The organism is Gemmatimonadetes bacterium SCN 70-22, assembly GCA_001724275.1.
In the GTDB taxonomy this organism is placed as follows: domain Bacteria; phylum Gemmatimonadota; class Gemmatimonadetes; order Gemmatimonadales; family Gemmatimonadaceae; genus SCN-70-22.
The window spans coordinates 225,616-242,173 of record MEDZ01000003.1; the positions used below are offsets into that span (position 1 = coordinate 225,616).

The 16,558-nt window shown below is 69.1% G+C and carries 11 protein-coding genes; 3 read left to right on the top strand and 8 right to left on the bottom strand.

Going from position 1 to position 16,558, the window contains the following annotated elements; translation table 11 throughout:
* Positions 1-136: 136 nt before the first annotated feature.
* The 3 genes from ABS52_02445 to ABS52_02455 all read right to left on the bottom strand — a co-directional run bounded on the left by ABS52_02445 (position 137) and on the right by ABS52_02455 (position 5,503).
* Positions 137-808 (bottom strand): hypothetical protein, encoded by a 672-nt coding sequence (locus tag ABS52_02445; GenBank protein ID ODT05031.1) that lies wholly within the window; start codon positions 806-808, stop codon positions 137-139.
* Positions 809-1,026: 218 nt separating this feature from the next.
* Positions 1,027-2,400: a hypothetical protein gene (locus tag ABS52_02450; GenBank protein ID ODT05032.1), complete on the bottom strand. Its 1,374-nt coding sequence runs from the start codon at positions 2,398-2,400 to the stop codon at positions 1,027-1,029.
* 22 nt (positions 2,401-2,422) lie between these two features.
* A complete protein-coding gene (locus tag ABS52_02455) occupies positions 2,423-5,503 on the bottom strand; it encodes a hypothetical protein (protein ID ODT05033.1) in 3,081 nt (1,026 codons plus the stop codon).
* 410 nt (positions 5,504-5,913) lie between these two features.
* Here ABS52_02455 and ABS52_02460 point away from each other — a divergent pair, with 410 nt between their 5' ends.
* Together ABS52_02460 and ABS52_02465 are read left to right on the top strand one after the other, a co-directional pair.
* Entirely contained in the window at positions 5,914-7,497 is a 1,584-nt protein-coding gene (locus ABS52_02460; GenBank protein ID ODT05034.1) for an amidohydrolase, read from the top strand.
* A 67-nt stretch (positions 7,498-7,564) separates the two neighbouring features.
* Complete coding sequence (locus ABS52_02465; protein ID ODT05035.1) at positions 7,565-10,423, top strand: hypothetical protein; 2,859 nt, start codon at positions 7,565-7,567, stop codon at positions 10,421-10,423.
* Positions 10,424-10,455: 32 nt separating this feature from the next.
* On the opposite strand, the gene ABS52_02470 is transcribed toward ABS52_02465, so the two are convergent.
* Positions 10,456-11,565 carry a hypothetical protein gene (locus ABS52_02470; GenBank protein ID ODT05036.1) on the bottom strand — a complete coding sequence of 370 codons (1,110 nt, stop codon included), beginning with the start codon at positions 11,563-11,565 and terminating at the stop codon, positions 10,456-10,458.
* Positions 11,566-11,754: 189 nt separating this feature from the next.
* On the opposite strand from ABS52_02470, the gene ABS52_02475 reads away from it, so the two are divergent.
* Positions 11,755-12,369 carry a hypothetical protein gene (locus ABS52_02475; protein ID ODT05037.1) on the top strand — a complete coding sequence of 205 codons (615 nt, stop codon included), beginning with the start codon at positions 11,755-11,757 and terminating at the stop codon, positions 12,367-12,369.
* 45 nt (positions 12,370-12,414) lie between these two features.
* Here ABS52_02475 and ABS52_02480 read toward each other — a convergent pair whose 3' ends face one another.
* Genes ABS52_02480 through ABS52_02495 form a run of 4 tightly spaced genes read right to left on the bottom strand, consistent with a single transcriptional unit; the run spans position 12,415 to position 16,539 of the window.
* Positions 12,415-13,191, bottom strand: a complete 777-nt coding sequence (locus ABS52_02480; protein ODT05038.1) for a hypothetical protein — start codon at positions 13,189-13,191, stop codon at positions 12,415-12,417.
* 44 nt (positions 13,192-13,235) lie between these two features.
* The gene (locus ABS52_02485) at positions 13,236-14,303 is read right to left on the bottom strand and encodes a hypothetical protein (protein ODT05039.1); all 1,068 of its coding nucleotides are present in this window, start codon (positions 14,301-14,303) and stop codon (positions 13,236-13,238) included.
* Positions 14,303-15,085, bottom strand: coding sequence for a hypothetical protein (locus tag ABS52_02490; GenBank protein ID ODT05040.1), 783 nt, complete (start codon positions 15,083-15,085; stop codon positions 14,303-14,305). The genes ABS52_02485 and ABS52_02490 overlap by 1 nt, the downstream gene beginning before the upstream one ends.
* Positions 15,085-16,539, bottom strand: coding sequence for a hypothetical protein (locus ABS52_02495; protein ID ODT05119.1), 1,455 nt, complete (start codon positions 16,537-16,539; stop codon positions 15,085-15,087). The genes ABS52_02490 and ABS52_02495 overlap by 1 nt, the downstream gene beginning before the upstream one ends.
* Between the last annotated feature and the right edge of the window lie 19 nt (positions 16,540-16,558).

The window sequence follows — 16,558 nt, forward strand, 5'->3', positions numbered from 1 at the left end:
GCCCATGCGCCCGGGAAGACGGCAACGCGGGGGCGGACGCATGTCCGCCCCCGCGCTTGGGCGATGACGTCCAGGGGATTCGGCACCCAGCCCGACCGTCGCGTGCCGCTGGCCCCGGTGCGCAGCCGATGCGACCCTACTGGGCCGGAATCCGGAGCCCGAGGTGCTCACCCTTCCGGAGGTCGATGCGCGTGCTCTCCAGGTCCTCTCCCCGCGCCGGGTGTGCGAAGATCTCGATCGCCTGGTGGTCGTTCACGAGCCACTTGGGGAGGTTGAGCGTGTTGATCTCCCCAGCCGCGACCGTGCCGAGACGCACGTCGAACTCCCCCTGCTCTGCATAGATCGTCACCTCCACCGACCGGTGGTTCTCGACGGTCAGCGTGGTGGCGCTCAGCTCATCGGGGGTGAGCACCGCGGTCATCCTCGCCGCCGCCGGCTGCATCGACCACGGGTAGCCGGACGCCGGGACGAGTACACCGAGCTGCACGTCGCGATGCACGATCAGCTCCTGTGACTCCAGATCCTCTCCCCCTTCGGGCTGTACGAAGATGCGTATCGCCTCTCCATCACTCGCGACCCATGGGGGGAGTCGCAAGGTCGTCGTTTGCATGGGTCCGACGACGCCGATGCGAAGATCGAACGGACCTCCCTCGACGAAGACGGTGACCGGGACCTTCCTGTCGTTTTGCACCTGGACCGTCGACTGCCGTGACGACGCGGTGCCCGTGTTGCCTTGCGCGAGCACCGACGACGCAAAGGCAGCCAGTACTCCCACCGTCGCCAGTGTGGCGACGATGCCGGAATTCATGCGTGCGCGCATGATGCCCCTCCCTGTTCCTGGGTTCGGACCGCTCGCTGCAGCATTCCTGGCGAGGGGGCCGCGCGATGATCGGGCGTTCCACTACGGAACGTGCTGCTTGTATGCCCAGGATAGACAAAGGCGCCTTGCAGGGTGATTACAGCGGACAGCGGGGGTGCCGATCCGGCCGGCCCCCCCGCTGTCGCCATCACCGCTCTCGGTCGGCGCTATGCCTTGCGATCGATGCAGCCGGTGTAGAGCTGGTTGTTGCGCTCGGCTTGGGGAACCGGGAGGTTGAGATCCGGTCCGTACTGCGCGTTCTTGCGCGGATTGAGTCCGCCTTCGCCCGGGAATACCTGGGCGGCCGTGAAGCCGTAGAGGCGGATCATGCGGCGCAGGTCACCCAGGCGCTGTCCGCGCCCGAACGTCCAGAAGGCGCGCTCCCGGAAGAGAAGCTGCTGGCGCGCCGTCGTGGAGCCCGGGTCGGTGAGGGGCGGCATCCCCGAGATCGTCAGTGCGCCGATGTTGCTTGGCCCGGCGCGCAGGGCGTTGAGCGTCGTGAGCCAGGCCGCGTTTCCGGCCGCCAGCTGCGACTCGGCCAGGATCAACTGCGCATCCACGTAGTTGGCGACGGGGACGGGCGAGTTGAAGGCCGGGAAGACACCCTGCTGGTCGTAGGGCGTCACGCCGTCGAACCCGAAGGGGACGCCCGTGCGCTTGGAGACCGGAACGCGCGGGTCCTTGGCCGAGACGAACGGCATCGCGTTGACGATGCGCCCGCCCTGGGAATCGGCGGAGTCCTGCACCGTGTAGCGACGCGCGGAGATCGAGAGTCCCCAGATGAGGTTGTCCTCGATGCCCTGCGAGCCTGGCCAGGTGAGGTTGAAGGTGAAGGTCGCCGGCACCTTGTCCACGGCCGCCCCGGCCTCGGGTAGCTTGCCTAACGCAAGCAGCGCGCGCCCCCGTCCCACCTGTGCCGCGTAGCGTACGCGAGTGCTGATGGAATCGGCCCCCGTTCCCACCGCGACGAGGGCGGAGTCGAACGAGGCGAGCGCGATGTTGAAGGCCGTGGGGCCGTCGATCGCTGCGGCGATGTCGGGCGTCCCGGTGGACAGGTTGGCGTACGGCTGTCCGTTGCAGAAGTCGAGTGCGGACTGCAGCTCGGCGTAACCCTTGACGAAGAACATCTCGCCAATCCTGGCCCTGGCATTCGGGCTGTACGTCTGCAGGGCCTTGGCGGCCGCGTAGGCCTGGATGCGCGTGCGATGGATCTGGCGATAGGCCACGGTCACGAGCGAGTTCTGCTCGGTCACGTTGCGCTGGTCGGTCTCGTCGCGCTGCGTGAAGGTGTCGGCCGACTTCCACTCGTCGACGAGAAGGCCGCCGTAGAACCACGAGCTCTCGTCGAGGGCGGTCATGTACTTGAAGACCTTGATGGCGCCCACGCGCATTCCCTCGGCGCCGTCGGCCGAGTTGAGGTTGTCCGGGGCGATGATGTCGGGATCGGTGACGCCGAGCAGCCGGTCGCGGGAGCACGCGGTGAGCGCGGCCACCGCGGCCGCCAGGGCGACCGCCCGATATGTCGCGATGTATCGGTTCATGAGAGTAGTCACCTCGCGCGGGTCAGAACGCGACGTTGAGTCGAAGGATGAAGTAGGTCGGGACGGGCATGGCCTGGAAGTCGCTCGGGAGCGACGACGTGGAGCCCACGTCGGAGTTGCTCTCGGGGTCGAGGCCGCTGTAGTCGGTCCAGAGCTTGAGGTTGCGGGCGGCGAAATTGAGGCTTACGTCCTTGGCCCCCCAGGCGCGCGACGTGAGCGACCGCGGAATCAGCCAGTTGGCCGATAGCTCGCGGAAGCGGACGAAGTCGGCCTTCTCCATGAAGCCCGCCTGGGTACGCGAGGCGTGCTCACGCACCGCGACCGCGCGAGCCTGCTGCCAGAGTGGCGCCGTCCGGTCGTACGCGCCGTAGCAGTTGTTGCGGCTTCCGCAGCGGATGCGTTCGGTCCCGTTCAGCAGGTAATGCCCGCCCTTGTAGTCGAAGAGCGCCGTGACGCGGAGCTGCTTCTTGAACAGCTCGATGCTGTTGGTGAGGACGGCTTCGTAGCGAGGCATCGAATAGCCGACGAAGGTGTTGGAGTCGTCGACCGTGATCTCGGAGAGGGTGAGGATGCCGTCGCCGTTGGCGTCGTTGTAGCCCGTGATCTTCCGTTGCCAATAGCCGAAGAGCGGGTAGCCGGGTTGGTTGCGAGTGGTGGTCCCGACTTGCGGTGCCAGCGGGCGCCCCTGCGCGTCCCTGCCGAGCGTCAGCAGTTCGTTGTCGTTGGTGGAACCGTTGATGGAGGCGTTCCAGGTGATGCGGCGGTTGTCGACGACCAGCGCATTGAGGAGCACCTCGAGCCCGCTGTTGCGTACCGAGCCGAGGTTGGCGCGCTGGCTGGAGTTGCCGGTACCCAGTGAGGGCGGGACGACGGCGCCGACCAGGGCGTCCTTGGTGAGCTTGCGGTAGTAGGTCACCTCGAGCGAGGCGCGGTCGTTGAAGAGGCGTGAATCGAAGCCTCCCTCGAACTCGGTCGCGCGCTCGGGCTTGAGAACGTCGTTTCCGAGCGAGGTGAACGTGACACCGGGCTGGTCCAGGGCTGCGACGTTCGACGTGGTCGGCGAGTAGTAGCGCAGGGCGTCGTTCGGTCCTGGCTGCACCCCGGAGGCGCCATAGGCCGAGCGCAGGCGGAACTGGCTGAGCCACGAAGACCTGGGGAACCAGGGTTCATCCGAGATCACGTAGGACGCGCTGAACTTCGGGTAGTAGACGCGCTGGAAATCGGTGCCGAAGGCGCTGTTCTGGTCGGAGCGCACGGCGGCGGTGAGGAAGAGACGGTCGCGAAGGGCGACCTGCTCTTCGAGGAAGACGCCGAAGGTCTTGTTGCGGTCGAACGAGGCGTCGGCCGACTTGGTGGCGCCGCCGTCGATGGTCGTGGCGCCCGGCGTGAGGTTCGACGAGCCGGCGCCGTTGCGGTCGAAGGTGTTGTTCACCCACTGCGTCCCGACCGACGTGCGCGAGGTAACGGCGGTGAAGGGGGTGAAGGTGGCGGTGGCGATGCCGTTCAGCGTGATGGTGCGGAAGTTGGTGCGGTCGTCCTGGACGAAGCCCTGGCGCACGGTGCCGACGTCGGCGCACGTCCCGCGGCGGCAGAGCTCCTGGTCGATGCGCCCGATGAAGTCGACGCCGGCGTCGGCGCGGACCGACAGCCAGCTCATGGGACGATAGTTGACGTTCGTCGAACCCATGTACCGATTGATGTACTGCGTGACCTCCATCTGGAACGACTCGGCCGGGGTGTTGGCCCGATAGCCGTGCAGGTCGAAGCCGAGCGTGCTGATGCGCCCCAGCTCGTAGCCCGGGCCGCCGAAGGCGTTGGAGAGAAGGCCGTAGGCGTTGTTGTCGTTCTGCGGGAGCCGGTTGGCGAGCGTGATGTAGCCCGAGGAGAACTGCGCGTCGAGCTTGGGACTGAGCGCGGCGTCGAGGTTGGCGCGGAAGGTCCCGCGCTTGAGCGCGTTCGGGGTGGCCCACTGGTCGAGGATCTTGATGTTCAGCGTGTCGAGACGCTGGCGGTCGAAGTCGGGGATCTTGAGGATCCCCTCCTCGTTCTCGTACTGCCCGCTGACGAAGTAGCGCAGCTGCTGCACGCCGCCCGACACCTGCAACCCGGCGACCTGACGGCTCCCGGTCCCCAGGGGGGTGGTGCGGTCGTTGTCGAAGAGATTGAACTTGCTGAGCGAATCGGCGAGGCAGAGGCCGCTCGAGACTTGCGTGAGCGACGTGTTCCGGCAGTTGCGTGTGGAGCCGGTGGGGGCGTGCCCCCAGAGGGTGTACGCCGTGGGCCAGGTATTGCGGTCCTGGATGAGTCCGGTCTCGCCGAAGACGTTGTAGCGCGTCGTCCCGGCGCGACCGCGCTTGGTGGTGATCACGATGACGCCGTTCGACGCGTCGGTGCCGTAGAGCGTCGCAGCTGACGGCCCTTTCACGATTTCGATGCTCTCGATCTCGGAGGGATTGATGTCCTGGGCGCGGCTCTGGGCGGCGCCGCCCGTGAAGATGTTACCCGAGATGGAGCCGTTGTCGGAGCGCATGCGCACGCCGTCGATCACGTAGATCGGGTCGTTCACGAGCGAGATCGAGTTGACGCCGCGGATGCGGATGCGGGCGCCGACACCGGTCGCATTGCCGGGCATGACCTGCACGCCGGGCGATTGCGCCACGAGGAGCGAGGCCACGTCGGTGACGGGCGCCGTGGCCGTGCGCTGGGTGACGTCGACGGAGGTGACGGAGTTGCCGAGCTCGACGCGCCGCTGCTCGCCCGTGGCCGTGGTGACCACCTCGGCGAGCTTGATGACCGCCTGCGCCATGTCGAAATCGACCGTGACGTCTTGCCCGGCGGCAAGCGTCACCGACTTCTTCTGTTCGGTGTAGCCGACACGAAGCACACGCAGGTCGTACGTCCCCGCGGGGACGTTGCGCAACGTGTAGCGCCCGTCCGCACCGGTGGACGCGAAGAGCGCCGTGCCGACGACGATGACGCGCGACTCCGGGAGCGCTTCGCCGGTACCCTGCGCCACCACGCGACCGGTGATCGTGCCGCCCTGGGCGACGGCGACGCTGCTCACCAGCGTGAGGAGTGCGGAGGCGGCGAGGAGAGCGCGCAATGACGCTCGAGCCTGACCGAGGACACCCATGGTGGATCTCCGAAGAAATGTGGATGACAGGCGACGACCGACTGGCCGCCCTGTCGGTTCCGCGCGCGTGGCGCCGAGGCGCCGCGCCGCGGCGTGCCGCCGCGTGCGGAAGAGGGCGGGCCAACATACGGCGGACGGCTGGTCGCGGGAAGCACTCGTCGTGCCGGGACCTCATCAATCGGAACACGAGTGCACCATGGGGTAGGAATGAGAGCATGCGGGCGCGGTCGGCGGGTCGTGGCTTCCCCCTTCTGCCCGACGGGCGCGTGCGCGCCGCGCGGGGTCGAACGTGAGTTCGGCCCCGCGCGTTCTTTCTCACGGTGCTGTAGCTTCGCCCGTGCGCCCACCCCACTCCCGCTCCCACTCCCGCTCCCGATCGCATGCTTCGCCAGAATTGCCGGGCCATCTCGCTGGTTTTCCTCGCCCTCCTGTCACCGCCGGCCACGATCGACGCCCAGGCGCCGGGGCGCGCCGACCTGCTCATCCGTGGCGGAACGGTGATCGATGGGACCGGGAGCGCGGCTCGCGTCGCTGACGTCGCCATCACGGGCGATCGCATCACCTTCGTGGGCGATGCGCGCCGGCAGGGAGTGCAGGGAGGGCGCGAGATGGATGCGCGCGGGCTCATCGTCGCCCCCGGCTTCATCGACCCGCACACGCACACCTACGGAGACCTGCAGAGCGACCGGGCCGAGCGTCGGATGAACGCCCCCTACCTCATGCAGGGGGTGACGACCGTGGTCGCGGGAAGCGACGGGGGAGGCCCGGTGGACGTGGCCGACCACTTCGCGCGGTGGGAGCAGCGCGGGATCGGCACCAATGCCGCGCTGTTCGTCGGCTTCGGGACGGTGCGCGGCAAGGTACTGGGGATGTCATCGGCGGCGCCCAACGTGGACCAGCTCTCGCTCATGAAGGCGATGGTCGGGAAGGGGGTCGACGAGGGGGCGCTGGGGCTGAGCACGGGGCTGTACTACGCACCACAGAGCTACGCAACGACCGAGGAGGTCATCGCCGTCGCCCGCGAGGCCGCGTCGCGCGGCGGCCTGTACGATTCCCACATGCGCGACGAGAGCTCGTACACGATCGGCCTGCTGGGGTCGATCCGCGAGATCCTCCGCATCGGCAAGGAGGCTGGCCTACCGGTCCACATCGCCCACATCAAGGCGTTAGGCATAGATGTCTGGGGGCAGAGCGACAGCGTGATCGCCCTGGTGAACCGCGCCCGCCGGGACGGGCAGCGGGTGACGGCGGACCAGTACCCGTACACCGCCAGCGGGACGGCGGTCGGGGCATCGCTGCTCCCCCGCTGGGCGGAGGCGGGGGGGCGCGACTCGCTGCGCGCGCGGATCACGAATCCGGAGTACCGCGATCGCCTGGTGGCGGAGATGCAGAACAACCTGCGCCGCCGTGGCGGGGCCAAGTCGCTCCTGATCACGGGGGGGCGCGACCGGTCGCTGGTGGGGAAGACGCTCGACGACATCGCCAGGGCGCGCAATGCGGACCCGATCCTCACCGCGCTGGAGATCATCATGAACGGCGATGCCGGCGTCGCGTCGTTCAACATGAACGAGGACGACATCGTCCGCTTCATGCGCGAGCCGTGGGTGTTCACGGGTTCGGATGGCTCCGACGGACATCCGCGCAAGTACGGGACCTATCCGCACAAGCTGCGGGAGTATGTCCTGGCACGGAAGGTCCTCACCATGGAGCAGATGGTGCAGCGGTCGAGTCGCGAGGTGGCGCTGGCGCTCGGGATGGGAGAGCGCGGGACCCTGGCGCCGGGGTACATGGCCGACGTGATCGTCTTCGACACGGCGAAGGTCGCCGACCGCGCCACGTACGAGCACCCCGAGTTGCTGGCCGAGGGGATGCAGTACGTGATCGTCAACGGGAAGCTGGCGGTCAGCGAGGGGAAGCTGACCGGGGCGCTGGCGGGACGCCCGGTGCGGAGGGCGAAGCCGTAACTTCCGGGGCATGACGCCTCGTTTCCGCGCGGCTCCCTTGCCTCGGTCGTCCCGTCGCACGCGCGTCGTGCGGGGGCGGCTCCTGACGGTACTGGCCCTCGTCACCGCGCTGGCTGTGGGGGCACGGAGCGCCCGGGCGCAGGTTCCGATCCTCTACGCGCTCTCCGCGCAGCAGAATCCTCCGGGGATCCACTGGCGGCGCATCGACACGCCGCACTTCACCGTTGTCTTTCCGCAGGTGCTCGACCGCGAGGCGCAACGGGCGGCCACGCTGCTGGAGCGGGCGTACGAGCCGCTGACTCGGTCGCTCGCCAGCCGGCCCGAGCGGATCCCCGTCGTGCTCAACAGCAGCTCGATGATGTCCAATGGCTTCGTGGCGTGGGGGCCGCGCCGTTCGCAGTGGTATGCGATGCCCAACACCACGGTGGACATGATGGGGCCGGTGGAGTGGTATTCGCTCCTTGCGGTGCACGAAGGGCGCCACATCGTGCAGGAACGCGCGGTCCGTACCGGGATCATCGGCATTCTCTCGCGACTCTTCGGCGACAACACGACGGCGTTCTTCGGCGGGGCGTTGTACTTCCCGGCGTGGTTCTGGGAAGGGGATGCGGTGGGGATGGAGACCGCGCTCACCGCCGACGGCCGCGGGCGGCAGCCCAGCTTCGGGCAACGCATCCGCGCGCTCACGCTCGATGGGCGTCGCTATCCGTACTACCCGGCGTGGCAGGGATCCTACCGCACGTACTACCCCGATTGGTACGAGCTCGGCTACGCCCTCACGACGCACGTCCGCCGCACCTACGGCGATTCGGCCTGGCGACGCGTCATCGAGCGGGCGGCACGGAACCCCATCGCTCCGCAGGCGCTGGGCAGGGCGCTGGAGCGCGAGACGGGGCGGACGCTGGTGGAGCTGCATGGCGACGCGGCCAGGACGCTCGATTCACTGTGGCGCATGCAGCAGGCCACGATCGTCGAAACGCCGGCGCGCGTCCAGAATCATTCCGCGGCCGACTACCGCGAGTTCACGCTGCCGCAGTACGCCGCCGACGGGAGCATCATCGCCCTGTACCAGGACCTCGCCACCACCAAGCGGCTGGTACGTATCCGCAACGGGTCGGTCGAGGTGCTGCACGCCACCATCGGTCTCTATGGCGAGCTGCAATTCCAGGTGCGGGGCAAGACCGTCGTCTGGAGCGAGTACGAGGTGTCGCCGCGCTGGGGAGAAGAGAGCTACCTGGTGGTCAAGACGCTCGACCTGGAGTCGCGCACCGTGCGGCGCCTTACCGACCGGTCGCGCTACTTCGCCCCCGCGTTGTCTCCCGACGGCGCGCGCATCGCGGCCGTGCACTTCTCGCCCTCGCGCGAGGCGCGGATCGCCGTGCTGGACGCCGTGACCGGCGCCGAGCTCCGCCGCTTGCCTAACGAAGCGGGGCACTTCCTGGTGACCCCGGCGTGGGCCCCCGATGGGCGGGCGCTGTATGTCGTCGCGGTCGACGCGTCGAGGGGCAACGCGCTGGTGCGCCTGCGGCTCGACGGGTCGCCGGCCGATACGCTCATCCCCTTCACCCACGCGACCATCTCTCGGCCGGTGGCGACGGCGACCCACGTCTACTTCGGGAGCACGCGATCCGGGGTGGACAACATTCATGCGCTCGACCTCGCGACGGGAGCCATTCTGCAGGTCACCTCGCGACGGTTGGGGGCCATGTGGCCGAGCGTCTCGCCCGGGGGCGACTCGCTCACCTTCAGCGACTACTCGGTTCACGGCTACGACGTGGCGACGATGGCGCTCGACTCCTCGCGTTTCACTCCCGTGACGCTTGGCGCCGCCCCGACTCCACCGTTCGCCGCAGCACTGCAGGGGCAGGAGCGCGACGGCAACCTCCTCGACGCCCTCCCCGCAGGGGGATGGGCGTCGCGCCCCTTCACCGGCTGGTCGCGCCTGTTCGACTTCCACTCGCTCTCCCTTGCCCCCACGAGCGATGGGGTGAACACGGGGCTCGCCTTCGAGTCGCGCAACCTCTTGAACACGCTGGGCGTGATCATCGGCCCGACGTTCAACACGAACGAGGGCACGCTCGCCCTCGAGGGAGGGGTGAGCTACGCGGGGCTCCCCGTCATCGCCGACGTTTCCGGGCGGCTCGGGACGCGCGCCTCCACCTTCAGCGATACGCTCGGGGCGCAGCAGGTGTACACCTGGCGCGAGCGGTCCGCGGTCGCGAGGTTCCGCCTTCCCCTCACCCGCCTGCGCGGGCAGGTGCGCCAGTCGCTGGTGGCGAGCGCCGCCCTGGGACGCACGCACATCGGGGAGCAGCCGGTCGCCTTCCGATTCGAGAACGGGAATGGGGACTTCGGGACGGCCCGCTACACCCTTACCGCGTCGACCGTGCGCGCCGCGCCCCACCGGGCGCTGTATCCCGTCGGCGCGGTGCTCAACGCGGTGTACTCCCACACGCCGTTCGGCGGCGACTACAGTTCGCACCAGGTATCGCTCAGCGGGGCCGCGTACCTCCCCGGCCTTCGTCCCGAGCATGCCCTGGTGATCGACGCCGGTCGCGAGGACGAACGGCCGGGCAACTATCGCTTCTCGTCGTGGCTGCGATTCCCGCGCGGGTACGAGACGCGATATCACGAGGCGCTCGTGCGGGGAGGGGCGACGTATCACCTGCCGCTCTTCTACCCGGATGCCGCGTTAGGCAACTGGCTCTACCTGCGGCGCGTGCAGGGCAACCTCTTCGGTGATGCCGGGGTGGGTGCGGCGCGTGATGGCACGCAGCGCGTGCGCTATCGCTCCGTCGGGAGCGAGGTCACGGTCGACGTCTCGCCGTTCGGATTGCGTGCCACCGTGCGCCTCGGGGTGCGCGTGACGCGCACGCTGACGAATGGCGGGCGCACCGTGGCGGAGCCGGTCGTGATCGTACAGTGACCGAGAAGACGAGAAGACGAAGCGCGAGCGCGCTAGGGGGCGCGCGCCAGGCCGAACTGCCAGATGGTGCGGGAGTGGAATGAGCGGCCCGGGCGCAGGATCGTCTCCGGGAACTCCGGGTGATTGGGCGAGTCCGGGAAGTGCTGCGTCTCGAGGCAGAGGCCGGCGTGACGCCCGAAGCGACGCCCGTCGCGCCCCACGAGCGATCCGTCCAGGAAGTTGCCGGTGTACAGCTGCAAGCCCGGCTCGGTGGTGTGCACGTCGAGCGTGCGGCCGGTGAGCGGGTCGTGGAGGCGGGCCGCGTGCGCCAGGACGCCAGGACGCGCCGGACGATCCAACACGTAGTTGTGGTCGTACCCGCGCGCGATGGCCAGTTGCGGGTGGGCGTCGGCGATGCGCGCACCGACCGGTGTGGGCGACCGGAAATCGAAGGGCGTTCCAGCCACCGGCGCCAGTTCGCCGGTGGGAATGAGGGTCGCGTCGACCGGCGTATAGCGGTCGGCGACGACGAGCAGCTCGTGCCCGAGCACGTCGCTGTGCCGAGCCCCCGCAAGGTTGAAGTAGGAATGCTGGGTGGGGTTGAATGGCGTGGCGCCGGACGACGTGGCGTAGTAGTCGATGACGACGCGATCGTCGTCATCCAGGAGGTAGCGCACGGCGAAGTGCACGTCGCCGGGGTAACCTTCCTCGCCGTCCGGGCTGGTCCGCGACAGGCGTACGCCTCGTCCTTCGCCCGTCGTGACCGCTCGCGCATCGTAGACGCGCTTGTCGAATCCGCGCACTCCGCCATGCAGGTGATTGGGCGGGTCATTGACGGCCAGCGTGCCGGTGGCACCCTCGACGATGAATTGCCCCCGTGCGATGCGGTTGGCGTACCGCCCCACCACGCAGCCGAGGTACGGCGACCGCTCGAGGTAGCCTTCCACATCCGCGAGCCCGAGGACGACGTCGTCGCGCACGCCGTCGCGGCCCGCCACCCGCAGCGACGTGATCGTGGCCCCCAATGTGATGACGGTGAGAGCGGTCCCGCGCGCATTGACGATGTCGTAGGCGAAGACCACATCGCCGCCGGGCACGTGCCCCCACGGGTGGCGACGGACACCGGGAGAGCGGAGGTCGCGGGGAGCGAGCGTCGGAGGCACGTTCGTGCGTGGAGCGGACAAGGTGGAGCAGGGAGGGGGGCGACGGCCTCTCCCAAGCTACCAGCACCTCCGTCGGGAAGCAGGAGGAGTCCCCTCGATCGCGTCACACGGAGCGGTGCAATTTCGTCGCTCCGCACCCATGTTTCCCCCGAACATGGGTCTTCACGCTCTCGTCTTCTCCAGGTATCCGTGTCCCTCGTCCGCCCGCCGTCCCACTACGACCGCACGTATTTCGACAAGTGGTATCGCCATCCCAGGCACCGGGTGAAGTCGCCGCTCGACATCGAACGACAGCTGCGCTTCGTCGTGGCGGCGACCGAGTACCTGTTCGAGCGCCCGGTGCGAAAGGTGCTCGACGTGGGAGCGGGGGAGGGACACTGGTCGTTGGCGCTCCGAAAGGTCCGGCCCGGCGCGCGCTACTACGGCGTCGACGCCAGTGAGTACGCCGTCGAACGCTTTGGCCGGAAGCGCAACATCCGCCTCGGGAGCTTCGGCACAGTGGGCACGCTCGGGCTCCCCGACGACTTCGACCTGGTGCTCTGCTGCGGGGTGCTCAACTACGTCGCCCCGCGGGAGCTGGCGGCGGGGCTGAAGGCACTCGGGGCACTGTGCGTCGGTGCTGCGTACTTCGAGGTGTTCACGAGCGCCGACGATGCCACGGGGGACTTCACCAGGGCGCAGGCGCGCGCCCCCGGCTGGTGGCGCGCGCTCTTCAGGCGCAACGGGTGGAGCGCGCTCGGGATGCACCTGTACCTTCCCACGCCCATCGCGGGGGTCGCGGCGGCGCTCGAGCGAGCGCGCTGACCGGGCCTCGCGGGGCATCGCCTAACGACTTGCCTAACGCCTTGCCTAACGCCTCGCCTTCTCGAGGGCCGGCACCAGTTCATTGCGCACCCAGGCGTTGCCCGGTTCCAGCGCGAGGGCCCGGACGTATGCCGCCCTGGCCTGGTCCACCTTGCCTTGCCTGGCATAGAGGAGGCCGAGCCAGGCGTACGTCTCGGCGTGCCCCCACCAGGGTGCTGGTGGTGACGGGACGTCGCCGGCGAAGAGGGAGAGGGCGTGTTGCAGCTCTTGCTCGGCCCGGCCAAGCCCTCCCCCGAACAGCCGTGGCTTGAACATCGCGGAGACCCCGCGCAGCATCCACACCCGCGGGTTGTTGGGACCCATCGTCGTGGCCTCGTCGAGGAGCCGGGACGCCCGCGGGCCCAGCCGGAACGTCGCCGTCGCGCCGGACAGGCCGATGAGTTGGCCCAGGGCGGCCGACCGCAGGGCCCGAGTTTCGGGCCAGGGGAGCGCCGCATCGGAGCGCTCGAGGTCGCGCCCCGCCTCCTCGAACGACCGCTTCGCGAGCGCGCGGTCGCCACCGCTGGCGACCAGGATGGATGCCTTGCGGTACAGGACGAAGCCGCGGTAGTGCAGCGCCACCGGATCGTCAGGCGCCGTTGCCAGCTCTCGATCAAGAAAGGCAATCGCACCATCGTAGTCGGCCGGGCGGTTGCTCTGCAGCGCGCGGTCGATCAGGGTGCGCATCGAGTCAGCCACCACGGCGGGGAGCGACGCCGGCGGCTGCGACCAGGCCGCTCCCGTCCAGATGGCGAGGCTGGCGGCCAGGGCGACAAGGCGCATGAGGGGGTGTAGCCACCGAGCGCGTGCGGCGTGCATCGCGCCGGCTATGCCCTCGCCAGACTCTTTCGCATCCAGCGCACCGCACGCGTGCGCCGGCTATCCCAGACGTCATCGCGATACTCGGCGATGCGTGACTCCGCGTGCTCCAGCACGCGGGTGACCTCCTCGCGCGTGAAGCGGTGGAACGGCATGAACGCGAACGGGTGCTGCCTGACGAGGTCGCGGAACGCCGCGATCGCGGGATACTCGGCGCTCAGCTTGGGGACGAGTCGGAGCGCGGAGCGCAGGATGTCACGCACCGACGCGTCCGCGCCGAAGGCATACGCAAGGTAGCGCTGCTCGAGCAGCTCCCAGAACGGTTCCGTCTCCGCGCGAGCGTCGACGGCCTCGTATTCGAGCGCGGTGCACATCAAGCCCCAGAGGACGTGGTCCTCTCGCCCCGCCATGTTGCGCGTGGGTGACTCCGGGGCCTTCTCCCAGTGGCGCAGGTAGGCGCCGTTCATGACGTAGGCGCTCGGGAAGCCGCTGCGCCACATGCGCAGGTTGAATTCCGTCCACTCGCCCCAGAACTCGCGTCGCGGGTTGAAGCCGCCGATGTCGAGGAAGAGCCGGCGATATCCGGCCACGAGCATTCCCTGGACCGGCATGAAGCGCAGGCCGTGCATCTCGATGCTTGGCGTGCTGCGCCGGGGCTTGAAGCGACGGTCGGTGTCTTCCGCGAGGGACTGCACGCCGAGGATCCCGACCGGGCGGGTGCGCATCTGCTCCTCGAGTACCCCGAGGAGGTCGCCGTGAACGGTGAGGTCGTCGTCGATGAAGGCGATGAGCGGGGTCTTGCAGTGGTTGAGCTGTTGTGCACGTCCCCCGACGATGGTGGGGCGCTGCGTGTTGAAGTGCACGTTGACGGTCAGGCCACGACGCGTGCGCCGGAGGCGGCGCTCCACTTCGTGGGGGCGCTCACGTGTATCCCAGTTGTACACGACGTCGACGACCGTGCCGCGGGGGAGCTTCGCGTCGGCCAGCGACTCGAGCAGCTGGGCGAGGTAGGGCTCGCGCTTGGGGATGGTGAGGACGCTCAGCGTCCAGCGGGGGCGTGGAGCGCGAAGGGGCATCAGACCTCCTGCGGTTCGGCCAGCTGGCGGATGACCTCTCGCCAGCCGGCGACCCCGGGGATGGGCACGCACTCCGCACGAGGGAGCACGCGCAGGGCAGGGTGCCACGTGCCGTCGTCGTGACCGATCACGAACCGACGTTCAGCGGCAAGGAGGAGGGGGACGTCGTTGTCGCCGTCTCCTGCGGCGGCGACGCGCCCGATGGGGCGTCCCAGCCGTCGCAGGCAATCTAACACCGTGCGGACGCCACGTCCCTTGTCGGCTCCGCCCGTGACGCAGAGCCACGTCCCTCCCGAGGCCACCGCCCGCCCGCCCCGGCGCAGGGTGTTGGCCAGCCGGTCCAGCGAATCCGCCGCCTGGCCCGGCGCCGGACGCAACGCGAGCGAGTAGCGTCGGCCGACGCCGGGCTCGGCGACATGCTGGTCGACGAAGGCGGTGCCTAACGATTCGGCCGCCGCCCGCGCCTCGGCGCGCAGCTCCTGCGCCGGCGCGCCCACGGCCACCACGCACCATTCGCGGTCATCGATCAGCTCGTGCGCGCCGAGGTCACCCGTGGCCTCGTCCCACGGCAGGGCGATCACCGCGCCGTTCTCCGCCACCACCGGGCCATCGAGCCCGAGGTCGCGCTGGTTGCGCGACAACTCGAGGATGGTGCGACTCGAGGCGAGGATCACCGTGACGCGATCGCGGACCTGCGCCAGCTCCGTGGGGCGCATCGCGTAGCGCCCCTCCCGGTCGAGCAGCGTCCCGTCGACATCCGAGAACAGGAGGGTGGGAGGCATCACCGCTCCGCGAGGCTGACGGCGCCGGCGCGTAGCCGCGCCGCGTGGCACACCTCACGATACCACCGGGCCGAGTCCTTCAGGGTACGCCGCTGCGTGGCGTAGTCCACGTGCACGATGCCGAAGCGCGGACGATAGCCCGACGCCCACTCGAAGTTGTCGTACAGGCTCCAGGCGTGGTAGCTCATCACATTGGCGCCCGCCTTCATGGCGTCGGCGACCGCCGCGATGTGTGCGGCGTGATAAGCGCGGCGCGCATCGTCGTGGACGACGCCGTCGTCACCCGGAGACTCATCGAAGGCGCATCCGCTCTCGCAGACCTCGATGGGAATGGGGCCGTACAAGCCGGTGATCGAGAGCAGGACGTCGTGGAGGGCCCGCGGCCAGATCTCCCACCCCATCGCGGTGCGCTTCCCCTCGCTGCGCCCGAAGGCGTTCTCGATGCGCACGGCGGTGGGGTCGGGGCGCGAGAAGTCGGCGTGGCCACCGGTGGTGCGCTGGTCGGAGAGGATATCGAAGAGGAAATACGGCAGGTCGGGCCGGCTGTCCCCGCCCCCGCTCACGACGAGTCGATAGTACGTGTTGACCCCGATGAAATCGAGCGGGACGCGCATCCGCTCCGTGTCGCCGGGGAGCATGGCGAGCGCCTTGAGTGGGATGCTGTCGAGGAAGGGCTGCGGGTAGCGCCCCGTCATCAGCGGTCCAGCCGAGAGATGGTTGAAGACCGCGTCCGCGTAGGCCGTGGCGGCGCGGTCGGCGGGTGCGTCCGTCGCCGGCTCGCACGGTGCCATCGCGAACACCGAGCCGACCTTGGCATCCGGGCGCACCGCCTTGGCGGCGCGGAAACCGTCTGCGTGCGCCATCGTCACCACGTGGACGGCCTTCAGGTAGTCGGGAAGGCTCTGCCGCCCCGGGGCATAGCGCCCGAGCAGGTATCCCCGGGTGGTGAAGATGGAGGGTTCGTTGAACAGCGACCACTGCGCGACGCGGTCGCCAAGGGCCTGCATCACCAATGCGGTGTAGTCGGCAAAGTGCGCGGCGGTGTCGCGGGCGGCCCACCCTCCCTTGTCCTCGAGCGCCTGCGGGAGGTCCCAGTGGTACAGGGTGGGGAATGGCCGGATCCCTGCCTCGAGGAGCCCGTCGACCAGTCGCTCGTAGAAGGCGAGCCCGGCGCGATTGACGGGGCCGCTCCCGGTCGGCTGGATGCGCGGCCAGGCGATGGAGAACCGGTAGCTCCCCACGCCGAGGTCGCGGATGAGTGCCAGGTCTTCCCGGTAGCGGTGATAATGATCGCAGGCGACCGAGGCGTCCTCGCCGCGCTCGATGGCGCCGGGACGCTCGGCAAAGGTCTCCCAGATCGAGCGCCCGCGCCCATCGGCATCGAGCGCGCCCTCGATCTGGTAGGCCGACGTCGAGACACCCCAAAGGAACCCGGGCGGAAAGTGCGCGGCGATCTCGCGCGCGTCGCTAGCC